Origin of the sequence: Cellulosimicrobium sp. CpK407 (genome assembly GCF_051844275.1) — a bacterium.
Lineage (GTDB): Bacteria > Actinomycetota > Actinomycetes > Actinomycetales > Cellulomonadaceae > Cellulosimicrobium > Cellulosimicrobium cellulans_G.
Genome location: NZ_JBGNYC010000001.1, coordinates 28,325 through 52,760, shown reverse-complemented (window position 1 = coordinate 52,760; position 24,436 = coordinate 28,325). Strand labels below are relative to the sequence as shown.

At 74.6% G+C, this 24,436-nt stretch carries 22 protein-coding genes; 10 read left to right on the top strand and 12 right to left on the bottom strand.

Going from position 1 to position 24,436, the window contains the following annotated elements:
- The first annotated feature begins 13 nt into the window (after positions 1-13).
- From ABWU78_RS00225 to ABWU78_RS00215, 3 genes are all read left to right on the top strand, one after another.
- Positions 14-1,234 carry a heparan-alpha-glucosaminide N-acetyltransferase domain-containing protein gene (locus ABWU78_RS00225; RefSeq protein ID WP_439157230.1) on the top strand — a complete coding sequence of 407 codons (1,221 nt, stop codon included), beginning with the start codon at positions 14-16 and terminating at the stop codon, positions 1,232-1,234.
- Between the two features lie 9 nt (positions 1,235-1,243).
- On the top strand, positions 1,244-2,251 hold the full coding sequence (locus ABWU78_RS00220) for an aldo/keto reductase (RefSeq protein ID WP_439157229.1): 1,008 nt from the start codon (positions 1,244-1,246) through the stop codon (positions 2,249-2,251).
- A gap of 67 nt (positions 2,252-2,318) precedes the next feature.
- On the top strand, positions 2,319-2,699 hold the full coding sequence (locus ABWU78_RS00215) for an MmcQ/YjbR family DNA-binding protein (protein WP_439157228.1): 381 nt from the start codon (positions 2,319-2,321) through the stop codon (positions 2,697-2,699).
- 25 nt (positions 2,700-2,724) lie between these two features.
- Here ABWU78_RS00215 and ABWU78_RS00210 read toward each other — a convergent pair whose 3' ends face one another.
- From ABWU78_RS00210 to ABWU78_RS00200, 3 genes are all read right to left on the bottom strand, one after another.
- Positions 2,725-3,654 (bottom strand): hypothetical protein, encoded by a 930-nt coding sequence (locus tag ABWU78_RS00210; RefSeq protein WP_439157227.1) that lies wholly within the window; start codon positions 3,652-3,654, stop codon positions 2,725-2,727.
- A gap of 52 nt (positions 3,655-3,706) precedes the next feature.
- The gene (locus ABWU78_RS00205; protein WP_253050556.1) at positions 3,707-4,699 is read right to left on the bottom strand and encodes a DUF4190 domain-containing protein; all 993 of its coding nucleotides are present in this window, start codon (positions 4,697-4,699) and stop codon (positions 3,707-3,709) included.
- A gap of 64 nt (positions 4,700-4,763) precedes the next feature.
- Positions 4,764-5,816 (bottom strand): DUF4190 domain-containing protein, encoded by a 1,053-nt coding sequence (locus tag ABWU78_RS00200; protein ID WP_253050558.1) that lies wholly within the window; start codon positions 5,814-5,816, stop codon positions 4,764-4,766.
- A gap of 206 nt (positions 5,817-6,022) precedes the next feature.
- On the opposite strand from ABWU78_RS00200, the gene ABWU78_RS00195 reads away from it, so the two are divergent.
- The gene (locus tag ABWU78_RS00195) at positions 6,023-7,048 is read left to right on the top strand and encodes a 3-methyladenine DNA glycosylase (RefSeq protein ID WP_439157226.1); all 1,026 of its coding nucleotides are present in this window, start codon (positions 6,023-6,025) and stop codon (positions 7,046-7,048) included.
- Here the strand turns inward: ABWU78_RS00195 and ABWU78_RS00190 are convergent.
- On the bottom strand, positions 7,026-7,496 hold the full coding sequence (locus ABWU78_RS00190; RefSeq protein WP_353708851.1) for a peptidoglycan-binding domain-containing protein: 471 nt from the start codon (positions 7,494-7,496) through the stop codon (positions 7,026-7,028). The two genes, ABWU78_RS00195 and ABWU78_RS00190, sit on opposite strands and share 23 nt — an antisense overlap.
- Positions 7,497-7,624: 128 nt before the next feature.
- Between ABWU78_RS00190 and ABWU78_RS00185 the strand changes: the two genes are divergently transcribed.
- Together ABWU78_RS00185 and ABWU78_RS00180 are read left to right on the top strand one after the other, a co-directional pair.
- On the top strand, positions 7,625-8,434 hold the full coding sequence (locus tag ABWU78_RS00185; protein ID WP_439157225.1) for an aminoglycoside 3'-phosphotransferase: 810 nt from the start codon (positions 7,625-7,627) through the stop codon (positions 8,432-8,434).
- Between the two features lie 80 nt (positions 8,435-8,514).
- Positions 8,515-8,652 carry a hypothetical protein gene (locus ABWU78_RS00180; protein ID WP_439157224.1) on the top strand — a complete coding sequence of 46 codons (138 nt, stop codon included), beginning with the start codon at positions 8,515-8,517 and terminating at the stop codon, positions 8,650-8,652.
- A 6-nt stretch (positions 8,653-8,658) separates the two neighbouring features.
- On the opposite strand, the gene ABWU78_RS00175 is transcribed toward ABWU78_RS00180, so the two are convergent.
- From ABWU78_RS00175 to ABWU78_RS00165, 3 genes are all read right to left on the bottom strand, one after another.
- Positions 8,659-9,252, bottom strand: coding sequence for a YdeI/OmpD-associated family protein (locus ABWU78_RS00175; RefSeq protein WP_439157223.1), 594 nt, complete (start codon positions 9,250-9,252; stop codon positions 8,659-8,661).
- A 154-nt stretch (positions 9,253-9,406) separates the two neighbouring features.
- Entirely contained in the window at positions 9,407-11,542 is a 2,136-nt protein-coding gene (locus tag ABWU78_RS00170) for an acid phosphatase (RefSeq protein WP_439157222.1), read from the bottom strand.
- A gap of 91 nt (positions 11,543-11,633) precedes the next feature.
- On the bottom strand, positions 11,634-15,314 hold the full coding sequence (locus tag ABWU78_RS00165; protein WP_439157221.1) for a GH92 family glycosyl hydrolase: 3,681 nt from the start codon (positions 15,312-15,314) through the stop codon (positions 11,634-11,636).
- A gap of 290 nt (positions 15,315-15,604) precedes the next feature.
- Between ABWU78_RS00165 and ABWU78_RS00160 the strand changes: the two genes are divergently transcribed.
- A complete protein-coding gene (locus tag ABWU78_RS00160) occupies positions 15,605-18,349 on the top strand; it encodes a DEAD/DEAH box helicase (protein ID WP_353708845.1) in 2,745 nt (914 codons plus the stop codon).
- A gap of 123 nt (positions 18,350-18,472) precedes the next feature.
- On the opposite strand, the gene ABWU78_RS00155 is transcribed toward ABWU78_RS00160, so the two are convergent.
- The 3 genes from ABWU78_RS00155 to ABWU78_RS00145 all read right to left on the bottom strand — a co-directional run bounded on the left by ABWU78_RS00155 (position 18,473) and on the right by ABWU78_RS00145 (position 20,584).
- The gene (locus ABWU78_RS00155) at positions 18,473-18,898 is read right to left on the bottom strand and encodes a carboxymuconolactone decarboxylase family protein (RefSeq protein WP_439157220.1); all 426 of its coding nucleotides are present in this window, start codon (positions 18,896-18,898) and stop codon (positions 18,473-18,475) included.
- Positions 18,899-18,963: 65 nt separating this feature from the next.
- Positions 18,964-19,866 carry a GNAT family N-acetyltransferase gene (locus tag ABWU78_RS00150; RefSeq protein WP_353708844.1) on the bottom strand — a complete coding sequence of 301 codons (903 nt, stop codon included), beginning with the start codon at positions 19,864-19,866 and terminating at the stop codon, positions 18,964-18,966.
- A 61-nt stretch (positions 19,867-19,927) separates the two neighbouring features.
- Entirely contained in the window at positions 19,928-20,584 is a 657-nt protein-coding gene (locus ABWU78_RS00145) for a GNAT family N-acetyltransferase (RefSeq protein ID WP_439157219.1), read from the bottom strand.
- A gap of 73 nt (positions 20,585-20,657) precedes the next feature.
- On the opposite strand from ABWU78_RS00145, the gene ABWU78_RS00140 reads away from it, so the two are divergent.
- Positions 20,658-21,383, top strand: a complete 726-nt coding sequence (locus tag ABWU78_RS00140; protein ID WP_439157218.1) for a VIT1/CCC1 transporter family protein — start codon at positions 20,658-20,660, stop codon at positions 21,381-21,383.
- A gap of 25 nt (positions 21,384-21,408) precedes the next feature.
- On the top strand, positions 21,409-21,912 hold the full coding sequence (gene ybaK / locus ABWU78_RS00135; RefSeq protein WP_353708841.1) for a Cys-tRNA(Pro) deacylase: 504 nt from the start codon (positions 21,409-21,411) through the stop codon (positions 21,910-21,912).
- 122 nt (positions 21,913-22,034) lie between these two features.
- Here ybaK and ABWU78_RS00130 read toward each other — a convergent pair whose 3' ends face one another.
- Positions 22,035-22,433 carry a YccF domain-containing protein gene (locus ABWU78_RS00130; RefSeq protein ID WP_047232538.1) on the bottom strand — a complete coding sequence of 133 codons (399 nt, stop codon included), beginning with the start codon at positions 22,431-22,433 and terminating at the stop codon, positions 22,035-22,037.
- Between the two features lie 110 nt (positions 22,434-22,543).
- On the opposite strand from ABWU78_RS00130, the gene ABWU78_RS00125 reads away from it, so the two are divergent.
- Complete coding sequence (locus ABWU78_RS00125; RefSeq protein WP_353708840.1) at positions 22,544-23,290, top strand: YggS family pyridoxal phosphate-dependent enzyme; 747 nt, start codon at positions 22,544-22,546, stop codon at positions 23,288-23,290.
- Positions 23,291-23,363: 73 nt separating this feature from the next.
- Here the strand turns inward: ABWU78_RS00125 and ABWU78_RS00120 are convergent, their stop codons facing one another.
- A complete protein-coding gene (locus tag ABWU78_RS00120; RefSeq protein WP_353708839.1) occupies positions 23,364-24,413 on the bottom strand; it encodes a lipoate--protein ligase family protein in 1,050 nt (349 codons plus the stop codon).
- Between the last annotated feature and the right edge of the window lie 23 nt (positions 24,414-24,436).

Genomic DNA, 24,436 nt, shown 5'->3' with positions numbered 1-24,436 from the left:
GGACAATCCCCCCATGACGGCCGCGACCGGCACGACTCCCGCCCCTGGCGAACCCGCTCGCCCCTCCCTCGGGTTCGCGCGGCGGCATGCCGCCCTCCTGCTCGGCGGGCCGGGTCGAGTGGCGGGGGTCGACGTCGCGCGCGGGATCGCGGTCCTCGGGATGTTCACCGCGCACGTCGGGTACACCTCCGACGACTTCGGCGAGGTGGCCGGCTGGCTCTCGCTGTCGCACGGGCGGTCGTCGATCCTCTTCGCGCTCGTCGCCGGGGTGTCGCTCGCGATCGTCTCGGGCGGGCGCACGCCGCTCGACGGGCTGCCCGCGCTGCAGACCCGGACGCGCATCCTCGTGCGCGCCGTGATGCTCCTCGGGCTCGTGGGCCTGCTGGACCTGCTCGGCACGCGCGTGCTGCTCATCCTCGGCTTCTACGCCGCGTACTTCGTGCTCGCGCTGCCGTTCCTGCGCTGGCGCCGCCGCGACCTGCTCGTGCTGGCCGGAGCGGTCGCGGTGGTCGGGCCGGTGCTCGCGTACTGGCTCCCCGAGGTGCTCGCGCGCGCCGGGCTGCACCTGCCCGACGACGGGTCGGGAGCGCTGACCGACTTCTTCGCGTCCGGGCACTACCCCGCGGTCGTGTGGATGGCATACGTGCTGGTCGGGATCGCGATCGGACGCTCCGACCTGTCCTCGACCGCGACGCGCGTCGGGCTCGTGGGCGGCGGGCTGCTCGCCCTGGGCATCGGGTACGGGCTCTCGGCGACGATGACCGGACCCCTCGGCGGGGCACAGGCCGTCGAGGACGCCGCCGCGGCGTGGTCGAGCACGTTCCGGCCCGAACCCCTGGGCTGGTCCGACCCGTGGCCGACGAGCGCGTACCTGTGGCTCGCCGGCCCGCACACCGACACCCTGCCGGAGGTCGTGGGCTCGGGCGGGTTCGCCGTCGCGGTGCTGGGTCTGTGCCTGTTCGCGGGCCGGGTCGGGCGCTGGGTCCTGGCGCCCGTCGCGGCGGTCGGCGCGATGGCGCTCACGGTCTACTCGGCCCAGATCGTCGTGCTGTGGGCGTGGGGCGACGCGGCCTACGAGCAGACGACGAACGGTCCCCTCCTCGCCCTCGTGCTCGCCACGCTCGCGGTCGCGACCCTGTGGCGCTGGGCGCTCGGGCGGGGGCCGCTCGAACGGCTCTTCGCGGCCGTCGCGGCGCGCGCGTCCGCGGTCACGACCGACCGCGGCGCGTCGTAGGGTCGCCGCATGACGACTGCGAACGACGGAACCGCTCCCCGCCCCGCCCTGCGCCGCCTCGGCCGGTCCGGCCTGGCCGTCTCCGCCGTCGGGCTGGGCTGCAACAACTTCGGCCGCCCGACCACCGCGACGGAGACGCTCGACGGGACGCGCGCCGTCGTCGACGCCGCGCTCGACGCCGGGGTGACGTTCTTCGACACGGCCGACACGTACGGGGGCCGCCCCGGGCTGAGCGAAGAGCTGCTCGGCCAGGCGCTCGGGTCGCGCCGCGACGACGTCGTGATCGCGACGAAGTTCGGCATGTCCATGCGCGGCACGGCGGGCGACGACTTCGACGCCCGCGGGTCGCGGCGCTACGTCGTGCGCGCCGTGGAGGGCTCGCTGCGCCGCCTGGGCACCGACCGGATCGACCTCTACCAGTTCCACACGCCCGACCCGCGGACGCCGGTCGAGGAGACGCTCGCCGCGCTCGACGACCTCGTGCGCGCGGGCAAGGTGCTCTACGTCGGGCACTCCAACCGGGCCGGATGGCAGATCGCGGAGGCGGAGTTCACCGCGCGCAGCGCCGGGACCGTGCGCTTCGTCTCCGCGCAGAACCAGTACAACCTCGTCGACCGCGCGGCCGAGCTCGAGGTGCTGCCCGCCGCGGCCGCGTACGGGCTCGGGGTGCTCCCCTACTTCCCGCTCGCGAACGGCCTGCTCACGGGCAAGTACGCGCACGGCGCGCGGCCCGACGACGGTCGCCTCGTCCGGACCAAGCCGCACCTCCTCGAGTCGGCGCCCTGGGAGGCGCTCGCGCGTCTCGGCGCGTTCTGCCAGGTGCGCGGGATCACCGAGGTCCAGGTCGCGTTCGGGTGGCTCCTGTCGCGCCCGCAGGTGTCGAGCGTCATCGCCGGCGCGACGAAGCCCGAGCAGGTGCGGCAGAACGCCGCGGCCGGGGCCTGGGCGCCCACGACCGAGGACCTGGCCGAGCTCGACGAGATCTTCCCGCCGCTCGGGAAGGTCGCGCCCTACTGACGCACCGCGGCCCGGCCGGGCCGCCGACCCTCTGGTCCGTCGTCGCCGAGCGGCCTACCGTGGTGGCATGGCCTCGTGGGAGGACGTCGCGCGGATCGTGGCGGTGCTGCCGGACACGGACCTCAAGGGTCCGCGCCAGTGGACCGTGCACGGCAAGCTGTTCGTCTGGGAGCGGCCGCTGCGCACGAGGGACCTCGACGAGCTCGGCGACGCCGCACCCGCCGACCCGCCCGTCGCGTTCCGCGTCGCCGACGAGGGAGAGAAGGTGGCGCTGCTCGGCGACGACCCCGCGGTCTTCCTCACGACGAGCCACTTCGACGGGTACCCGATCGTCCTCGCGCGGCTCGACCAGGTCGCCGTGCCGGAGCTCGAGGAGCTGCTGCAGGACGCCTGGCTCGCGCGCGCCCCGAAGCGCCTCGCGCAGGAGTACCTCGACCGCACGGAGTGACGCACGGCGCACCACCCCGGCGCGGTCACCACGAGAACACGGCCACCGCGTAGTTGCCCCAGGTCGGTTCGACCCCGACGACGACGTCCTCCGGGTCGTACACGTTGTAGACGAGGTCCCACTCGGCGCTCGTCCCCCGGGCGATCGTGTCCGGGTCGTCGAGCAGCACGTCGGGTGCGTAGTCGTAGACCGTGCGGGCGACGAGACCGCCCGACACGGGCTGCAGCTCGAGCCCGTCGGGGTCGATCTCCTGCCCGGTGCCGTTGGTGACCCGCACGCGCAGGCGGACCGCGTGCGGGTAGTCGTCCTCCCGCTTGGTGGCGTCCTCGGTCGGGGTGTACGGCTGCGGGGCGGACACCGCGACCACCAGTCCGTCCGCGTAGCGCACCGACTCCCCGTACCAGACCCGGTCCGAGGCAGCGCCGATCTCGGGCCCCTCGTCGTAGCCGCCGCCGAACGGGTACCCGCGCAGCGAGCTGCCAGGACCGTAACCCGGACCGCCGGCCGTCATGACGTCGACCGTCACCCACGCGGTGAGCACCACGGTGCCCGCCAGGAGCGCGACGAGCGCGCGCGTCGCGCCCACCACGCCGCGCGTGCCGCGCCACCACACGACCGCGCCCACCGCGACCACCGCGGCACCCGCGACCGCGTAGAGGCCCCCGACGTGCGCCCAGCCGCGCCGCGCCGTCACCGCCTCGGTGGCGAGCACGGCGACGACGAGGAGGACGCCGAGCGTCGCCGCCACGAGCGCGGCCGTCGTCCACGACCAGCGCCTGCGGTGGCCGGAGCCCGTAGCGGGCTCCCCCGACCCGCCGTCCGTCCCGGCGTGCGGATCGCCACCCGGGGCCGGGCCTGGTGCCGCAGCAGGTGTCGACGCACTCGTCGGGGCGGGTCCGGCCTCGGGCGCGGTCCCCCAGGCCGGCGCGCGGCGCTCGCCAGGGTCGCTGCTCACGGTGAGCCCTTCGGGTGGTTCGGGTCGTCGTGTCGCGGAGCGGGCAGGGTCGTCATCCGAGCGCTGCGAGCACCCCGCCGGAGAAGGCGGAGTCGTGGAGCTCGATGCTGACCGGCGCACCGTCGAGGGGCACGTCGAAGACGACGCGCGGCGAGATCGAGTTGCCCGGGTTCACGGGCTCGATCCACGACTGGACGTCGTCGCCGAGGTAGAGCCCCGCGACGTCGTCCGCCGAGTACTCCTGGCCCGCCGCGTTCACCGTGTACTGGTTGCTCCCGAAGAACGTCTGCGCGGAGTCGCCCACGTTCGTGACGGTCAGGGACACGATGCAGTACTGACCCTGCGGTGTCTCGGAGAAGTAGTCGTCACCCACGCGCATGACCCCGCACTCCATCCCGCCGACGACGAACTCGAAGTCCCCGTCACGGACCGGCGTGCCGACGGCCGGCAGCGCCGGAGTCACCGGCTCCTCGACCGGGAGCGGCTGCGACGCCGCCGGATCGTCGCCCGGCGTCTCCGCGCCGTCAGACGTCACGACGTCGGGCTCCGGAGTCGTCGTCGCGCTCTCGGCGGTGTCGACCCAGGTGACCTCGGCGGGCTGCATCGCGGCGTAGGCGACCGTCGACACGATCGACCCCAGTCCCGCGACGAGACCGAGGCACAGTCCTGCGATCGCCGTGCCGGTCCCTCGGGGCACCCGACCCGCGCGGACGAGCCCGGCGATGCCCAGTCCGATGGCGACGAGGGCGAGGATCCCGGCCACGACGTTGACCACGGGCACGAGGCACAGGAGCAGCGCGACGATCCCGACGACGAGCGCCGCGACCGCGGACCCGTTACCGGCCGGCGGCCGCGGCGGCGGCCCGCTGCTCGGCGCGAACCCCGCCCCGTAGGGAGCAGACGGGTGCGCGGCCTGGGCCGGCCACGTCGGGGCCGGCCCACCGTGCCCCGGCACTCCTGGGCCCGCGCCGGGTGCGGTCGGGGGCGGCGGAGCGAAGGAGCTCGGGTGCTGGGCTCCCTGGTCTCCCCACGTCGGGTAGGTCACGTCGTTTCTCCGCTCTCGTGCCAAGCCGGTCCGGCACCGTGCCGGACCGGGACCGCAGGGTGGATCAGTACGCGCTCGCCTGCGTGACCTCGAACGTGGCCGTCTTCATGGCCTCGAGGTTCTCGGCGTCGATGACGTCGAAGATCTCGACGGTCTCCGAGGCGCCCGGCTCCAGGGTCTCGGAGTAGGCCCAGTCGCTCTCGATCACCGTGCCGTCGGCGGCGACCGCGTCGACGTCGATGTCGAACGTGAGGGGCTCGTCGGACGTGTTGGTGAACGTCACCGGCAGCGCGGACTCGACCCAGCCGTACTCGTCGGCCGTGCCCTCGAAGGTTCCGAACTCGACGCCGAGGTCGTTGGCGAGGACGTCCTCCGTCGCCTCGCCGAACGCCCGGTCGGAGTCCTCCTGGATCTCGGACAGCGTCTGCTCGTACTGCGTCGAGGCCTCGTTCGCCGCGACGACGAAGACCACCCACATGAGGATCGTCGCGAGGACGGACAGCACGCCGAGGACGATCGCCGTGATCGAGAAGCCCTTGCCCGACCTGCCCTGCTTCACCTGGGACAGCCCGACGAACCCGAGCACGACGCCCGTGATGCCGAGCAGCGCGGCGAAGATGTTGACGAACGGGATCCAGCTCCCGAGGAAGCCCAGGATCGCGAGGACGAACCCGACGATCGCGATCGTGCTCGTCGACGGGGCGGGCGCGGTGTACGCCGAGTAGCCGTTCCCGTAGGGGCTGCCGTACGGCTGCTGCGCCGGGTCGCCGTAGGGCTGGCCGTACGCCTGCTGCGCGGGGTCCGGGTACGGCTGCGGGTACGGCTGCTGCGCGGCGTCGCCGTACGGCTGGCCGTACCCGGTCGGCTGGCCGTACGCCTGCTGCTGGTCCGCGCCGTACGCGGGCGCCTGGCCCGCACCGTAGGGAGCCTGCTCGGGCGCCGCGCCGTAGCCCGGGGCGGCGTACGCGTCGTCCGCCGAGCCGTACGGCTGCGTCGGCGCCTCGCCCTGCGGCGCCCAGGCGTCGTGCGACGGCGCCTGCTGCGCGGGGTCCGCGCCGTGCGGGCGGTAGGGGTCGAACTGGTACGGGTCCTGCGGTGCCGTGGGCGGCTGCGACATGGTGCTCCTCCGCGGCCTCGCCGCGCGTATCGGTCGTTCGGGTGGCGGGTCGACGGTGGTCGGCCGCGCGGACGCGCCGGGTCTTCACAGCACGTTCACGAGCATTCTTCCCGGTCCTGCCCACATCGGGAAAATGCCCGCCCGGGTGAAACGCGTCTCGTCGGCGGGCTCGTCGGCGACCCCCGGCGCTCTCGTACCCTGGAACCGTGCCCCCGACCGCCACCGCGACCGCCTCGACGACCCCCGTCGCCGCACCCGTCGTGCTCGCGGCGGAGGACTGGACGGCGCGCGAGCGCGCCCACGCGGAGCGCGCCGACGCGTTCACCGCCGGGTGGCGGGAGCGCAAGCCGCTCGGCGAGAAGCACGCGATCGAGGACTTCCTCTTCACCTACTACCCCACGCGCCCGGCGCAGCTCCGCCGTTGGCACCCGGGCCCCGGCGTCGTGCTCGCCCGGCCGACGGGCCACGTGCGCGCCCCCGGCACCGCACCCCGGCCCGACGACGAGCCCGCCGACCCGTACGCGGCGCGCGCCGCGTGGCGGTGGTACCGCGAGACGCCGGAGGGCCTGACGCTCGACGCCGACGCGTTCGTCGCCGACCGCGGCGACACCGTGCGCTACCTGCGCGCCCTGCTCGCCGCCACCGCGTCGCGGCCCGGCCGGTTCGGGTGCTTCGGGCTGCACGAGTGGGCGATGGTCTACCGCGACCGGGCCACCGGCCGCGACCACCGCCACCCGCTCCCGCTCCGCCTCGGGCACGCCGGCACCGACCGCGTCGTCGAGTCCCACCCGGTGCAGTGCTCGCACTTCGACGCGTTCCGCTTCTTCACGCCCGAGGCCGGCCCGCTCAACCGCCTGCAGCCGACGCGCGAGACCCAGCCCGCCCTGGAGCAGCCCGGGTGCCTCCACGCGACCATGGACCTCTACAAGTGGGCCCTCAAGCTCACCCCCGCCGTCCCCGGCGACCTCGTGCTCGACTGCTTCGAGCTCGCGCGCGACGTCCGCGTCGTCGACATGCAGGCGTCGCCCTACGACGTGTCGTCGTACGGGCTCGACCCCGTCGCGATCGAGACGCCCGAGGGCAAGGCCGAGTACGTGCGCCACCAGCGCGAGTTCGCCGAGCGCGGTGCGGTGCTGCGCGAGCGCCTGCTCGCCGTGTGCGAGGCGCTCCTCGACCGTGCCCAGCCCGAGCCCGCACCGGCGCCCGAGGTCAGTGCGACAACATCCCGCTGACGAGGCAGCGCCAGGTCACGGGCCCGACGACGCCGTCGACGGCGACCTCCGGGAAGCCCGCGTGCAGCGCGTCCTGGAACCCGCGCACCCACGCCTCGGTGCGGGGGCCGAGCTGCCCGTCGATGGTGAGCACCGGGTCGGGTCCGCCGGACAGGTCGCGCGCGACGGCCTCGCGCTGCACCGCGCGCACGGCCTCGCCGACGCTCCCCCGGCGCACCACCACGACGAGCGCCGCCCACGTCGCCGAGCCCGCGACGCCGTCGACGTCGAGGCCGGCCACGTCCTGGAAGGCGCGGACGGCGCCCTCGGTGCGCGGCCCGAGCAGCCCGTCGACCGCGAGCTCGTGCCCGCGGTGGCGCAGCAGGTGCTGGAGCGTCTGGACCGGGTGCCCGTTCGCGCCGCGGCGCACGCGGGGCCAGGTCGGCAGTGTCGTGAGGACGGTCGTCATCGTCGTTCCCTCCGTCGTCGCAGGACCGGCAGGGTGCTCCCGCCGTCGGGGTCCCGCGCCCCCGTCCGGAGGGAGGGCGGCGGCCCGGCTCCTGATGCGTCGGCCGGCGTCGTGCGAGGATCGCGCGCATGACCCGCCCCCCGCTCGCCGCCGTCCCGACCGGCCACGTCGTCGTGCCCGACGCCGTCCGCGCGCTCGCGGGCGACGACGTCCTCACTCCCGTGTGGCGCAACGAGCTCGGCGGCCTGACCTTCCGGCTCGACGGTGCCGAGGGCGCCCGGTTCGCCAAGTGGGTCGCCGCCGGGACGCCCGAGATCGACCTCCCGGGCGAGGCGGAGCGTCTCGCCTGGGTCGGCGACCGCGCCCCGGTCCCGCGCGTCCTCGCCCAGGGCTCCGACGACGACGGCGCCTGGCTCGTCACGCGCGCCGTCCCGGGACGGTCGGCGGTCGAGCCGCGCTGGGTCGCGGACCCGGCGACCGCCGCGGTCGCGATCGGGCGGGGGCTGCGCGCGCTGCACGACGCGCTGCCCGTCGCCTCGTGCCCGTTCACGTGGGCCGTCGAGGACCGCGTGGCGAACGCCGACGCGCGCCTGGCCCGCGGAGACGGCCCGGACGGGTGGTTCCCGGAGCACCGCGGCCTGGGCGTCGCGGCAGCACGTGCCCGGCTCGGAGCGGCCCCGGCCGTCGACCGTCTCGTCGTGTGCCACGGCGACGCGTGCGTGCCGAACACGCTCCTGCACGACGACGGCTCGTTCGCCGCGCACGTCGACCTCGGCTCGCTCGGGGTCGCGGACCGCTGGGCCGACCTCGCCGTCGCGGCCTGGAGCACGGAGTGGAACTACGGCCCGGGGTACGACGGCCACGTCTACGCGGGCTACGGCGTCGACCCGGACCCCGAGCGCATCGCCTACTACCGGCTGCTCTGGGACCTCTCCTGACGACCCAGACCCCACCGCGAGGGTCTGGCGCAGGAGCTCACCATGGTCCGAGAGCCGGGCCCCTCCTCCAGGACACGTCGGTGGTCGAGGTCCCCGAGGGATCTCGGTTCGCCGACCGGAGCTTCACGCCGGAGGACGGCAACGGCAACTTCGTGCTCCTCGTCGAGGGCCCCGACCTCACCACGGCGCACGTGGGGGTGTCGAGCTTCCCGAGCTGACGGGCGTCAGCGGCGCGGCTGGTGCGCCGCGACGCCCTGCTCGGCCTGCTCGGCGGTCTCCGCGATCCGGCGCGCACGGGTCTCCGGTCGCTTCGCCTCGACGATCCAGCCGAGGATCGAGCGTCGGACGCCCGGCGTGAACGTGTCGAAGCGCTCGCGGGCACCGGGTCGCTCGGCGAGCGCCGCGGCGAGGTCGTCGGGCACCACGAGGGCCTCGGCGTCGTCGTGCCGCGTCCACGACCCGTCGGCCTTCGCCGCCTCCACGACGGCGCGGCCGGCGTCGGTCATGCGCCCGTCCGCCTCGACGCGCGCGACGCGCTCCTTGCTGAGCCGGGTCCAGCGGCTGCCGCGCCGGCGGCGCGTGAACCAGAGCGCGTGCCGGTCGGCGTCGACCGTCGCGGCCTGGCCGTCGATCCAGCCGTAGGACAGCGCCTCCTCGATCCACGGCTCGTACCCGTAGGTCGCGCGACCGCTCTCGCGGCGCCAGGTGAGCAGCCACACCCCCGGCTCCGGGTCGTCGTGGTGCGCGGCGAGCCACGCGCGCCACTCCTGCGGCGTCTCCGCGTGCGTCGCCGGCTTGCCCTGGTACTCCTCGGTCACTGCGCCTCCGTCGTCGGTGGGGGCACCAGCGTGCCCGAGACGTCGACGGGACGCCAGGCAGCTTGTCGACCGGGAGACCTGGTCCGGAGGCGCCCGGGACGTGACCCGGGAGGCTCGTCCCGCTGTGTCGCAGGCTGCCTCCCGGGTCGGTGCGTCAGCCGCAGGCCGGGACGACGACGTCCCGCGTGACCGCCTGGGTCGTGCCGCCCGGACCGGTCGCCGTGACGGTCACGGGCACGTCCGCCCCCGTCTCCATGTCCCGCACCGCGAACGACTGGTACGCGTTCGCGCCGGCGGCCACCGCGGCGAAGGTCCTCTCCCCCGCGCCGGTCACGAGCGCGACGGCGAGCACGCCGTCGGACAGGTTGCGGGCGCGGACCGCGACGTAGGGCGCGCCGGCGAGGCAGCGCGCGGACGTCTCGACGTCGACGAGCGGCGCCGTCGGCTCGCCGACGACCTCGCCGTCCACGGTGAGCGTGCCGTCGGCGTTCACGACGACGTCCGCCGCCATGGCGGACGCGAGGTCGAGGCGCTGCCACTCGGCCTCGCCCGCGACGTCGAGCGCGTAGCCCGAGTCGAGCGCGGTCGCGGCGAGCACGAGGCGGCGCTGGTCGCCCGTGAGGTCGGGGAACGCCGTGCGCAGCAGGTCCTCGGCGCCGGCGGGCACCTGGACCTCCCGGCCCGCCTCCCCGACGCGCGGGAACCCGTACGTGAGGCGCTGGTCGTAGACCGCGAGCGCCTGGTCCGTGGGGAGGTAGGGCACCTGGTCCTGCGCGCACACCGCGATCTCGTCGCCGCACGCTCGCTCCAGCACGGTGACGAGCTCGGTCCGGGCCTGCTCGAGGAGCACGCGGAACGCGGGGTCGGACCACCGGAGCTGCGCGATGTTCTGCCCGGTCATGCGGCCGCCCATGAGGTCGAGCGGGTAGTGGAAGCCGGTCACGAGGCGGTTGTCGCCGTACTCGGACGCGCGCGCGAGGATCTGCGGCGCGAGCTCCGGCAGGAGCGTGGCGAGCACGGTGCCCTGCGCGTAGCCGTGGTTAGTGTGCCCGCTGGGGAACGAGCCGTTGGTGCGCAGCCCCTCGTAGCTGCCGGAGGACTCGAACGCGTTGACGTGACCGCCGGCGGACGTGAAGCCGAGGCGGACGAACGGGCGCTTGTAGTCGTACGCGGCCTTGGCGGGCTCGTGGTTGCCGACCGACTTCTCGACGCGCCCGGACAGCAGGGCCTTCGTCTTGGGGAGCCGGCCGTCGGCGAGCGCGTCGCGGTAGATCGGCCCGAGCTCGCTGCCGAGCGCGTCCGCCATGGTCTCGTAGGCGGAGCCCCGCCCGTCGGTCAGGGCACGCTGCACCTGCAGGTCCCCGGCGACGTAGGCGTTGTTGCGCGCGAGCGAGCCGAGGTCGTTGGCGCTCGTGGGCTGGCCGGGCTCGTTGGGCGAGAGGATCTCCGGGTGGTTCGCGCGCAGGTCGGCGAACCCGCGCAGCATCCAGGTGAACCAGTCCTGCCCGGTCGGGGCCGACGGCGTCGCGTCGGACGCGTAGGTCCGGTCGAGGACGTCCTGCGGGAACGGCATCGACGGGTCGTCGGTCGTGGAGAGCGCGAGGGAGAAGAAGACGTCCGAGCTCGTCGCGTTGCACTGGTGGATCTCCACCGCGATCGTGTTCTCGCCCGGGACGAGCACGTCGGCGGGGATGACGAGCGTCTCGCGCAGCGGCGCGGTCGCGCCGGCCTTGTCCTGGTACTGCAGGTTTCGGGTGATCATCGAGTCGCCCCACCCGGCGACGCGCTCGCCGTTGACGTACACGGTGGCGGAGTCGTCGTAGACGAGCGTCCCGCGCAGGCCGGTGATCTCGTCGAGCGTCGCCTCGTCGAGGGTCACGGTCGTGCGGAAGAAGTAGGCGGGCACGACGACCTTGGGCGTCTGCGTGATCCAGTAGTCGAGCAGGGTCGTGATGGTGTGGCCGCCGCCGATGCCGCTCGCGGTCCCGTTGACCGCGCCGAAGCCCGGCCGGCCGGTCTTCCACGCCGCGTCGTCGAACGCCGGGTCGGCCCACACGGTCCGGTCCGCGTTCCCCGCAGCGGGGTCGGTGTTGTCGTCCAGGTAGCGCCAGGTCGTGCCGGCGCCGACCACCTCGGTCGGCGTGAATCCCTCGGCGGCGCGCGCTGCGGGCGCCTGGAGCGCCGCGGCGAGCACGAGCGCGAGCGTCGTCAGCGCTGCCAGCAGGGCGAGCGGCGCGGTGGTCCGGCGGTCGCGGGCTCGCGGGGCCGGGTACGTCGTCGTACCGGTCATGGGTCGTCCCTCTCGTCGATGTCGGTGTCGGTCTGCGTGCGTGCACGACGGCGGTGCGGGCCCGGTCCTGCCGGCCCCGCACCGCCGTCGGTCAGGAGCAGGACACGGCGTCGTACGCGGCCGTGACCTGCTGGGGCTCGCCGTCGGGCGTCGTCACCGTGACCGTGACGTCGCCCGCCTCGACGGCGGCGGCCCGGGTGGCGAACGACTGGTACGCGTTCGACCCGGGCGCGACGACGCCGAAGAGCTTCGAGCCGTACGGGGTCGCGAGCTCGACCGCGACGGGCTGCTCGCCGGTGTTGAGCGCGCGCACCGCGACGAACGCTTTGCCGCCGAGGCAGCGCGCCTGCGCCGTGACCTCGACCTGCGGCGCGGGGACGGCCCCCGTCGCGTCGGTCGCGACCGCGAACACGTGGAACCGCGTGTTGCGCGGCAGGGTGAGGCTCGTGAGCACCTTGCCGTCGGGCACGGTGACGGGCGCCGTCGCGTAGAGCCCGCAGCCGAACGCGTCCGTCCCGGTCCCGTTGCCCCGTGCGCCCGGCTTGGCGACGAGGATGTTGCCCGGCTCGGGCGAGCCCGTGCACCAGTCGCTCAGGGCGACCTGGACGGTCTGGCTCGTCCCGTCCGCGAACCCGAGGACGAGGTCGCCGCGCTGGGTGCCGTGCGTCGCCGTCCCGACGACCGAGAGCGTGCGCGCGGCACGCTGCGCCTCGGGCACCTCGAGCACCTGGCCGTCCGCCGCGACGTTGTCGGGCTCGCCCGCGGGCGGGGCGCCGAGCAGGTACGTCAGGTCGGTGCCCGGGACGGTCAGCTCGAGGCCCTGGACCACGCCGAGGTCCGCGAGCAGGTCGCGCAGGAGGTACGCGCCCGAGCCGTCGAGGTTCGCGTTGGCCGCGCCGAGGTCGCCGATGCCGACGTTGTCGAAGGCGTCGGCGATCCACGACTCCCCGGACACGACGACCGAGACCTCGCGGACCGCCTCGATCCCCGCGGCGTCGCGCACGACGAGCCGCACCGTGTGGGTCCCCGGCTCGGCGTCGGCGGGCGCGTCGATCGTCACCGTGCCCTCGACCGTGGCCGGCAGGCCGTCGGACTCGGCGGTCCAGTCCGCCAGGTCGGTCGTCGCGGTCACCGCGCCGTCGGACGTCACCTCGAGCGTGCCGCTCGTCGTCCCCGCGCCCTGCGCGACGACCTGGACCGCGACCTCGGTCCGCCCGCCCGGGGCGACGACGGGCTGCCGCGGCGTCGCGCCGACGAACAGGCGCTCGACCGTGCCGTCCGCGGGCACGACGGCGCCCGGCGAGGCCGCGGGGTCGGTCGCCCACGCGGACGGCTCGGTGCCGACGGTCACGTCGAGCGTGCCCGCCGCGGTGAGCTCGTCGCCCGTGACCCAGGCGCGGTCCAGCGGCTCGCCGCCGAGCGACACGGACTGCGTGTAGTGCGCGTCGGGCGCGACGCCGTCGGCCGTGAGGTGCAGCGCGTCGCGACCGAAGACCTCCGGGTCGAGCGTGATCGTCACGTCGTCGAACAGCGGGGTCGTGAGGCCCCAGAGGTCGGTGCCCGGCACGATCGGGTACACGCCGATCGACGACAGCACGTGCCACGCGGACATCGTGCCAAGGTCGTCGTTGCCCGTGACACCGTCCGGGCCGTCGGTGAAGAGCGTCGCCGCGGCGCGCACGACGTCCGTCGTCTTCCACGGCTGACCCGTCCACAGGTAGACGTACGGCGCGTGGAGGTTCGGCTCGTTGTTCGGGTTGTAGGTCTCCCAGCCGTAGTAGTCGTACGTGCCGTTGACCCACACCTCGCTCGCGACGCGCGCGGGGTCGGCGACCAGCTCGTCGTACGCGAAGAACGCGTCCAGGCGGTCGACTGCGGCGTCGGTGCCGCCCATGAGGTCGAACAGGCCGGGGACGTCCTGGGGCACGAGCCACTGGTACTGCACCGCCGTCCCCTCGTGGAACCCGTCGGAGTGCGCGGGGTCCGCATCACCCACGAAGAAGCCGTCGGCGTTGCGCGCCCGGAAGTTGCCCGTGCGCGGGTCGAACACGTTGCGGTATCCCTGGCCGCGGGCGGCGTAGCGGTCGGCGTCCTCGTCGTGGCCGAGGCCGCGGGCCATCGTCGAGAGCATCGCGTCGGCGATGGCGTACTCCATGGTCGCCGAGGCGCCGTGCTGGAGGTCGTAGTCCCCCGGCTTGCTCGAGCGCGCGGGCTCGTGCGGGACGAACCCGTCGCGCAGGTACTCGACGTTCGCCGCGCGCCCGTTGAAGGGCGAGCCCGCGGGCGGGACGCCGTCGGCGTTCTCCCTCAGGACCGCGTACGCCTCCTCCTCGTGGCCCGCGAGCAGGCCCTGGCGCCAAGCGCTGACGAGGAACGGCGTCGCCGGGTCGCCGGTCATGATGTTCGTCTCGACCGTGCCGTACCCCCAGCGCGGGAGCCACCCGCCCTGCTGGCCCTGACGCACGAGGGAGAGCGCCATGTCGGCCGACTCGTCGGGCGCGAGCAGGTACAGGAGCTGCTGCTGGGTGCGGTACGTGTCCCAGAGCGAGTAGTTCTGGTAGTAGGTGAAGTCCGGTTCCGCGGCGTGGACCTCCTGGTCCCAGCCGCGGTACCGCCCGTCGACGTCGGAGCCGACGTTCGGCGCGAGGAAGCTGCGGTAGAGCGAGGAGTAGAAGGTGCGCAGGTCGTCCGGGTCGCCCTGCGCGACCCGCACCAGGCCGAGCCGCTCCTCCCAGGCCGAGCGCGCGGCGTCGTGCACGGCGTCGAACGTGCCGGCCTCCGCCGCGAGGTTCGCCGCGGCGCCGTCGGCGCCCACGTAGCTCATCGCGGTGACGGCCTCGACGTCGAGGTCGCCGCCGGTCGTGTCGAACGTGACGTACGCGCCGCGACGGCCCTCGCCGCCGGCCGCGGCGTCCGAGCCCCCGGTGACGGTCGAGCCGTCCCACGTGCCGTGCGCGACGAAGGGGCGGTCGAAGGTCGTGCGGGTCCAGATCGTCTGCGGCTCGGTGTCCTGGCAGAAGCCGCGGACGGTGATGCGTGTCTCGACCGTGCGGTCGTCGACGACGCGCACGTCGGACTCCGTGACCCGGTTGAGCGCCTGGCCCGCGTTGAGCAGGACGTTGGCCTGCGTCGTCGCGGGGAAGGTGTACCGCTGGACGCCCGTGCGCTCGGTCGCGGTGAGCTCGGCCTCGATCGTGCCGGCTGCCGCCTGGAGACCCACGCGGTAATACCCGGGCGAGGCCTCCTCGTCGTCGTGCGAGAAGCCGAGCGCGTACTGGCCGTAGTCGGTCGAGGTGATCGCGCCCGTCGTCGGCAGGGTCGGGAGGGGACCGCCGAGGCCGCAGCCGACGCCGGAGAGGTGCACGAGCGAGAACCCGCGGACCGACGTGCGGTCGTAGTCGTACCCGACGTTGTGCCCGTTGTCCGGGGAGAGCTGCACCATGCCGAACGGGACGGCGGCGCCCGGGTAGGTGTTGCCGTCGTCCTTGGTCCCGATGAACGGGTTGACGTAGTCGACCAGCGGGCCGTCGACGGCGGCAGCGGCGGCATCGGACCCCGTCGCTGCCTCCGTCCCGGTGGTGGTCGTGGGCGAGGCGAGCCCCGGCGACGCGGACGCGGCCAGCGGGAGCGCGAGGCTCGCCGCGGTGGTCAGGGCGACGACCGCGCCCGCGCGACGCCGACGCGCGCCGCGACGCCGCGGGCGAGAGCGTGACGGTCCGGTACGTCCCGGGAATGGTTCGCGATCGGTGTCGACAGCGCTGTCTGCCCGCATGCGGTGCTCCCCTTGGTCCCACGGCGGCGTGAGGTCGGTGGTCGTCGATGACTCGGAGGCCGGGACCGGCCTCGACGCCGGTCCCGCGCCATACCCTCGCATACCCTGACAGCGCTATCAACCCCCGTGGGTCGATCCACCCGCTCTGCCGAACCCGGGGTCGTTCCCCAGTTCGGCGGCGAACCGGGGAACGACCCCGGATTCGGCACCGCCCGGTCCGCGTCGACCCCGGGACCGGCGCGACCGGGCTGCCGACGACCCCGGCGCTCCGCACCTGACAGACTCGTCCCGTGACCACCACGACCGGCCGCACCCCGGCTCTCCTCGCGCACGTGCCCGCACCGACGGGCAAGGCCCCCGACCCGGACGCGCTCTACGAGGGGTTCACCACGTGGGCGACCGAGCAGGGCCTCGAGCTGTACCCGCACCAGAGCGAGGCGCTCATCGAGCTGGTCACCGGCTCGCACGTCATCCTCTCGACGCCCACCGGCTCGGGGAAGTCGCTCGTCGCGATGGGCGCGCAGTTCGCGGCGCTCGCCGCGCACCGCTCGGGCCGCGGCGGCCGCACGTACTACACCGCGCCGCTCAAGGCGCTCGTCAGCGAGAAGTTCTTCGCGCTCGTCGCGGCGTTCGGGTCCAAGAACGTCGGCATGACGACGGGCGACTCCGCCGTGAACCCCGACGCGCCGATCATCTGCTGCACGGCGGAGATCCTCGCGAACATCGCGCTGCGCCGCGGCGGCGGTGACGGTGTCGCCGCCGGACCTGTCGACGAGGACGCGATCTCCCAGGTCGTCATGGACGAGTTCCACTTCTACGCCGACCCGCAGCGCGGCTGGGCGTGGCAGGTGCCGCTGCTCGAGCTGCCGAACACCCAGTTCCTGCTCATGTCCGCGACGCTCGGCGACACGACCCGGTTCGTCGAGGAGCTCGAGGAGCGCACCGGCCGGCCCGTCGCCGAGGTGACCACGGCCCAGCGGCCGGTCCCGCTGCACTTCAGCTACGTCGTCGAGCCGCTGACCGAGGTCATCGAGGAGCTCGTCAGCACGCGCCGCGCGCCCGTGTACGTCGTGCACTTCACGCAGAAGGACGCGGTCGAGCGCGCGCAGTCGCTGCTGTCCATGAACGTCGCGACGAAGTCCGAGAAGGAGGCGATCGCGGCCGAGCTCGGCGACTTCCGCTTCGGCACCGGGTTCGGCAAGACGCTGAGCAAGTTCCTGCGGCACGGCGTCGGCGTGCACCACGCGGGCATGCTGCCCAAGTACCGGCGCGTCGTCGAGCGCCTCACGCAGGCCGGGCTGCTCAAGGTCGTGTGCGGCACGGACACGCTCGGGGTCGGCATCAACGTGCCCATCCGCACGGTCCTGCTCACGAGCCTCGTGAAGTTCGACGGCGAGCGCATGCGCCACCTCACGGCGCGCGAGTTCCACCAGATCGCGGGGCGCGCCGGCCGCGCCGGGTACGACACCGTGGGCGAGGTGCTCGTCATGGCGCCCGACCACGTCATCGAGAACCGCAAGATGCTCGCCAAGGCCGGCGACGACCCCAAGAAGCTCAAGAAGATCGTCCGCAAGAAGGCGCCGCAGGGCTCGGTCAACTGGACCGACGCGACGTTCGAGCGCCTGCGCGACGCCGAGCCCGAGCCCCTGACCAGCCACTTCACGGTCACGCACGCGATGGTCCTCAACGTCCTCGCGCGCACCGCCCAGCACGGCCGCGGCGGGCACGTCGACGCGTCCGACCCGCGCCGCGACCCGGTCGAGGCCATGCGGCACCTGCTCCTCGCGAACCACGACACCGACACCCAGCGCCGCGAGCACGTGCGCCAGACGTTCCGCATCTACCGCTCGCTGCGGGTCGCGGGGATCGTCGAGCGCGTGCGCGTGCCCGACCCGTCGCGCCCCGCGGGCTACCGCCCGAGCGTGCGCCTCGTCGGCGACCTGCCGCGCGAGTTCGCGCTCAACCAGCCGCTGTCGCCGTTCGCGCTCGCGGCCCTGGACCTGCTCGACGTCGAGGGCGCGACCCACGCGCTCGACGTCGTCTCCGTCATCGAGGCGACGCTCGACGACCCGCGCCAGGTCCTCTACGCCCAGCAGAACGCCGCCAAGGGCGAGGCCGTCGCCGCGATGAAGGCCGAGGGGTACGAGTACGAGGAGCGCATGGCGCTGCTCGAGGAGATCACCTGGCCCCAGCCGCTCGAGGAGCTGCTGGCGCCCGCGTTCGCCATGTACAAGCGGTCCAACCCGTGGGTCGCGGACGCCGAGCTCTCCCCCAAGTCCGTGGTCCGCGACATGGTCGAGCGCGCCATGACGTTCGCGGAGTTCGTGTCCGTCTACGGGCTCGAGCGCACCGAGGGCGTCGTGCTGCGCTACCTCGCGGACGCCTACCGCGCCCTGCGCCAGGTGGTCCCCGAGGAGCACCGCACCGAGGAGGTCCAGGAGATCGTCGAGTGGCTCGGCGAGCTGGTGCGCGGCGTCGACTCGTCGCTGCTCGACGAGTGGGAGCGCCTCGCCCACCCGGTCGACGACGACGCGGACACCGAGGTGGGCGACGGCCCGCTCTCCGGGGCGGGCGCCGAGGCGCCGACCCGGCCGGTCACGGGCAACCCGCGCTCGTTCCGGCGCCTCGTGCGCAACGCGCTGTTCCGCCGCGTCGAGCTCGCGTCCCGCGAGGACTACCGCGCGCTCGGCGCGCTCGACGGCGGCGCGGGCTGGGACGCGGACGCGTGGGGCGACGCGCTCGACCCGCTCTTCGAGGACCAGGGCGACGACGCGATCGGCATCGGGCCCGGGGCCCGCTCCGCGGCGCTGTTCCGCGTCGTCGAGGCGGGCGCCGAGCTGCCGGCCGGCCACGAGGGCCCGACGGCGGAGCACGCCCCGGGCGGCGTCGTCCCCGCGGGCACGTGGCTCGTGCGGCAGGTGCTCGACGACCCGGCGGGCGACCACGACTGGGCGATCACGGCGAGCGTCGACCTCGCGGCGAGCGACGAGGCGGGCGAGCCGGTCGTGACCGTGCTGGCCGTCGGGCCGCTGTAGACCGGTGCCGCGACGAGCGCCGCGGCCGGGCGGCACGGGGTCGGGTACCACCACCAGCCGGGCGTCGCGGGCCGGGTGCACCGGCCGCGCGCCGCGGGTCGGGGCGCCGCCGGGCCCGGCCGCTCAGTCGACGGGGAGCAGCCCGCGCTCGGCGAAGACCTGCTTGGCCACGGCCGTCGCGTTGAGCGCCCGCGGGAACCCGCAGTAGACGGCGGCCTGCAGGAGCGCCTCGACGATCTCCTGCGGCGTCAGCCCGACGTCGAGCGTGGTGCGGACGTGGATCTCGAGCTGCGGCTCGCAGCCGCCGAGGGCGCTGAGCATCCCGAGGGTGACGAGCTGCCGGTCGCGCGGCTCCAGGTGCGGCCGCGCGTAGATCTCGCCGTACGCCCAGGCCGAGATCTGGTGCTCGAGCTCGGGCGAGACGCCCGCGAGCGCCTCGGCGATCGCGGCGGGCGCCGTCTCGTTGACGGCTCCGAACACCGCCTGCCCGTGCTCGTAGCGCTCCGCGCGCGTGGTCGGTCGGTCGGTCGTGGAGTTCCCCTGCGTCACGCCGAGCAGCGTAGGGGACGGGACGTGACCTGCGCCGACGGTCTCACCCCCGGCGAGCGGTGCGGTCAGACGGCCTCGCGCCGCCGGTCGAACCGCTCCGGCAGGTGGACGAACCCCGCGGCGACGTACGTGGCGACGCCCCCGACGTTGGACGCCGGCGTCGCGACGAGCGCGCTCGACGCGCCCAGCGCGCGGAGCGCCGCCAGGCCGGCGAGGGTGACTGCCCGGCCCAGGCCCCGACGACGATGATCGGCGTGCACGCCCATCGGCTCGATCAGCCCGGGACGCCCCGGGCCGGCGGACCACACCGCGATCACCGCTGCCGCGGGCTCGTGACCGGCGCGGGCCGGGTCGTCGGGGACCGCCGCGCCGTCGTGCACGAGGAGACACCGCGCGTCGGCGTACGGGAGCCCGGTCGCCAGGGCGTGCCAGCGCTCCGGCGCGGCCCGCGTCCCGCCGAACGACGAGCGCAGCGCCTCGGCCCACGCGGCGGCCTCCGACGGCCCGACCTCGCGCGCCCGGACCCCCGAGTCCTCCACCGGCGTGGCCAGGTCGCGGCGCAGGAGCGCCCACCGCTCGTCGACGCGCCAGCCCGCCGCGGCCAGGTGCTCGTCCACGAGGGCACCTACCGGTGCCTCGACCGACGCTCCGCCCGGCCCCAGCACGCCCCGCTCGGGTCGGGCGGCGTCGTCGGCGAGGCGGCGCGCGAGCTCGTCGTCGCGCTGCAGGTCCGGCGCGATCCCCAGGCGGAGCAGGTCGAGGCCGTCGAGCAGCCCGACGGCGACCACCCGTCCCTCGCGGCGCCACGTCCGCAGCGCGGCGGCGGTCGCCGGAGCGCCGAACCGCCAGTACCAGCCCACGTCGCCGGGATGGAGCTGCAGCGGCGCGGCGTCGTCCTGCCACGAGCGGAGCACGTCGACGACCTCGCCCAGCTCGTCGACCCCGGGGGTGCGCGTCTCGATCGTCACAGGTCGATCAGACACCACGACGCGGGCGCCGGTCGCACCCTTTTCGCCGGGCCGCGCCGCCTCACCCGTCCGCGGGACGCAGGTCGAGGCGCATGACCCGGCGTCGCGTCGTCGGGCGCGCCACCTCCACCAGACCCGCCGCACGGAACGCCTGGACGCTGCCGACCGAGTTCTCCCCCCAGGTGATCGGTGCGCCGGCCGGGTCGAGGATCGGGTACCCCTCGACCGCCGTCGCGCCGTGCTCGCGCGCGTACCCGACGGCGGCCCGCGCGAGGTCGTACGTCAGCCCCAGCCCGCGGAAGCCCGCGCGCACCACGAAGCACGCGACGGCCCACACGCCCGCGTCGTCCTTGTCCTGCGCGTCGCCCGCCGCACGCCCCGACCACGGGACCGGGCTCCCCCGCAGGCGCCGGTAGGTCGGGCGCGGTCCGACCGCGACCCAGCCCGCGGGCTCGCCGTCGAGGAACGCGACGAGGCCGCTCGTGGTCGGCGCTCCCGGGTCGTCGCAGCTCGTCTGCTCGTGCAGGAGCCGGGCCCGCTCCTCGGGCGGCGTCCGGTACCAGACGCGGTCGCCGAGCACCTGGCGCTGGCACCAGCACGTCGCGGGATAGCCGCGCTCGCCGAACACGGTCGCGAGCTCGTCCCACGTCACCGTGCTGGCCGGGCGCACGACGACGGCCCCGGTCGCCCCGGGGAGCGTCGTGCCGCGCGTCGCCACGTCCCGACGCTACGCCGACGCCGCGCTCCCCGCTCCCGGTCGCGGCGCGCGCGCAGGCCCCTACGGTGAACCCATGAGCGACGCACCGCGCACGGGCCGGCACCCCGGCGAGCCCCACCACCCGGAGAGCACCGGGTCACGCCTCAACCGGCTGCGCGCCGGGGTCCTGGGCGCGAACGACGGCATCGTGTCGACGGCGGGCGTCGTCGTCGGCGTCGCGGCGACGAGCACGTCGATCCCCGTCATCGCGACGGCGGGCGGGGCGGCGCTCCTCGCGGGAGCGCTGTCCATGGCGGCGGGCGAGTACGTCTCCGTGAGCACGCAGCGCGACACCGAGAAGGCCCTGCTCGCGACCGAGCGCCGCGAGCTCGCCGAGATGCCGGACGCCGAGCTCGCGGAGCTCGCGGGGATCTACGAGGCGAAAGGGCTCACACCCGACCTCGCGCGCCAGGTCGCGGTCCAGCTCACCGAGCGCGACCCGCTCGCCGCGCACGCCGACGCCGAGCTGCACATCGACCCCGACGAGCTCACCAGCCCGTGGGAGGCCGCGGTCGCGTCCATCGTGTCGTTCACGGTGGGCGGCCTGCTGCCGCTCGCGGCGATCCTCCTCGCCCCGGCGACCATCCGCATCCCGCTCACGTTCGTCGCCGTCGTGCTCGCGCTCGTGCTCACGGGCTGGGGCTCCGCGCGCCTCGGGAACGCGCCGACCCGGCGCGCGACGGTCCGGACCGTCGTCGGCGGCGCGGTCGCGATGGGCGTGACCTACGCGATCGGGTCGCTGCTCGACGTCAACGTGTAGCGCGGCGCTGCGGCAGAATCGGCCCGTGGCCAAGAAGTCGAAGTCGTCCGCGCACGCCGGCACGCCCGCGGTCGCGCTCCTCGAGCGCGAGGGCGTCGCCCACACGCTGCACCCGTACGAGCACGACCCGTCGAGCGACCTGTCCTACGGGCTCGAGGCGGCCTCGGCGATCGGGGTGCCCGCGGAGCAGGTGTTCAAGACCCTGCTCGCGGTCGTCGACGGCGCCGCGCTCGTCGTGGGGATCGTGCCCGTCGACCGTCAGCTCGACCTCAAGGCCCTCGCCAAGGCGGCGGGCGGCAAGAAGGCGAGCATGGCCGAGCCCGCCGCGGCCGAGCGCGCGACGGGCTACGTCGTCGGCGGCATCTCGCCCCTGGGCCAGAAGCAGCGCCACCGCACGTTCCTCGACGACACCGCGCTCGCGTTCGACGCCGTCTACGTCTCGGGTGGCCGCCGCGGTCTCGACGTCGGCCTCGCGCCGTCGGACCTCCTGCGCCTCACGGCGGGCACCACGGCCCCGATCGCGAGGTAGAGCCCCCGTCGGCCGAGGTAGAGGCCTGGTCTGCCGAGGTAGAGGCCTGGTCTGCCGAGGTAGAGGCCTGGTCATGACCAGGCCTCTACCTCGCGGTACCGGGGGCTCTACCTCGCGGTCCGTCAGCGCTGGTAGGCGGTGTACGGGGCGTCGGTCGGGACGATGTCCTTGCCGAGCGGCAGGAGCGAGACGGGGATCATCTTGAGGTTCGCGATCCCGAGCGGGATGCCGATGATCGACACGAACAGCGGGATCGCGGTGACGACGTGACCGATCGCGAGCCAGATCCCGGCCACGACCACCCAGATGACGTTGCCGATCGTCGACCACGCGCCCGCGGTCGGCTTGTCCACGACCGTGCGGCCGAACGGCCACAGCGCGTACCCGGCGATGCGGAACGACGCGATGCCGAACGGGATCGTCACGATGAGGATGCAGCAGATGATGCCCGCCAGGACGTAGCCCAGGGCGAGCCACAGCCCGGCGAACACGAGCCAGATGATGTTGAGCAGTGTCTTCACGGCACCGTCCTTTCGCGCACCATTCTCGCCGATCAGGGCGCCGGTGCGGATCCGGGACCACCCTGAGACGACCCGGGTCTCGGGCGACCCGCCCGGCCTAGACTGACCGCATGCCCCTCCCCGACCCGTCGTCCGTGCTGCCCGCGCAGATCGCGCAGAACCTCGCCCGGGTGCGGAGCAGGGTCGACGACGCCGCCCGCGCGGCCGGGCGTGCGCCGTCGGACGTGCGGCTGCTCGTGGCGACCAAGACGCAGCCGGCGGACGCCGTGCGCGCGGTCGTCGAGGCCGGCGCGGACCTGATCGGCGAGAACCGCGTCCAGGAGCTCGTCGCGAAGGCCCCCGACCTCGCCGACCTCGTGGCCGCGGGGCGTGTCGAGGTCCACATGATCGGCCACCTGCAGCGCAACAAGGTCAACCAGCTGCTCGCGACCGCCACGGGCGTCGAGAGCGTGGACTCCCTCGCGCTCGCCGAGGCGCTCGCGGCGCGCTGTGCGCGCGACGGCCGCGTGCTCGACGTCCTGGTCCAGGTCAACGTCTCCGGCGAGGAGTCCAAGTCGGGCGTCCGGCCCGACGACGCCCCCGCCCTCGCGACCGCCGTCGCGGCGCTCGACGGGCTGCGCCTGCGAGGCTTCATGACGATCGGCGCGAAGGCCCCGGACGAGACGCTGGTGCGCGCGGGTTTCGCGCGCCTGCGCGAGGTGCGCGACGCCGTCGCGCGCTCGGGCGCCCCGGGCACCGCGGAGGCGCGCGAACTCTCGATGGGCATGAGCGGCGACCTCGAGCTCGCCGTCGCGGAAGGCGCGACGATCGTCCGCGTCGGCACCGCCGTCTTCGGCCCGCGACCCACGCCGAGATAGAGCTCGCGGTCGCGACGTAGAAGCCCGGGAGCTCTACCTCGCGACCGGCAGCTCTACCTCGCGGGTGACGGCGTCACGGGACGCGCGCGGTCCACTCCGGCGTCGAGAACTTCGTCCGCACGAGCTCCTGGGCGCGCTCGCGCTCCTCGGGCGTGACCTTGCCCTCGACCGTCCGGTAGCGCGACCGGAAGTGCCGCTTGAACGCCTCGATGACGTCCTCGCGCGCCATGCCCGTCTGCGAGCGCACCGGGTCGACGCGCTTGTTCGCGCTCGTCGTGCCCTTGTCGGAGAGCTTCTCGCGGCCGATGCGCAGCACCTCGGTCATCTTGTCGGCGTCGATGTCGTACGCCATCGTCACGTGGTGGAGCACCGCTCCCCCGCGCAGGCGCTTCTGCGCCGCGCCCGCGATCTTGCCTGCGGGCGAGGCGATGTCGTTGAGCGGCTTGTACGTCGCCTCGACACCGACGTCCGCGAGCGCGCCGAGCACCCAGTCGTCGAGGAACGCGTAGGAGCGCTCGAAGCTCAGGCCCTCGACGAGCGACCCGGGCACGTAGAGCGAGTAGGTGATGGTGTTCCCCGGCTCGACGAACATCGCGCCCCCGCCGGAGATGCGGCGCACGACCGTCACGCCGTGGCGCTCGGCGCCCTCCGGGTCCACCTCGTTGCGCAGCGACTGGAACGACCCGATGATCACCGCGGGCGACGCCCACTCCCAGATCCGCAGCGTCGGGCCGCGGCGGCCGGCGTCGAGCTCCTCGGTGAGCACCTGGTCGAGCGCGAGGTGCATCGCCGGCTCCTCCGGGCCCTCGTGCACGATCTCGAAGGTGTGGTCGCCCCAGCCCGTCGCGTGCCCGAGGGCTCGCCGGACGGCGATGGCGACCGCCTCCGGCGAGAAGCCGATCATCGTGACGTCCTCGCCGAGAGCGCCCTGGACGGCGCTCGCGAGCTGCGCGACCGTCGCCGTCTCCGGCATGCCCGTGAGCGCGCCGTCGATGTCCTCGAGCGCGTCGTCCGGCTCGAGGAAGAAGTCGCCGCTCACCGCGACGCGGGCGAGCCGCCCGGCCTCCACCTCGACGTCGACCGCCACGAGCTTGCCACCGGGAACCTTGTACTCACCACGCACCCGTCCACCCTAAGCCCGCGGGG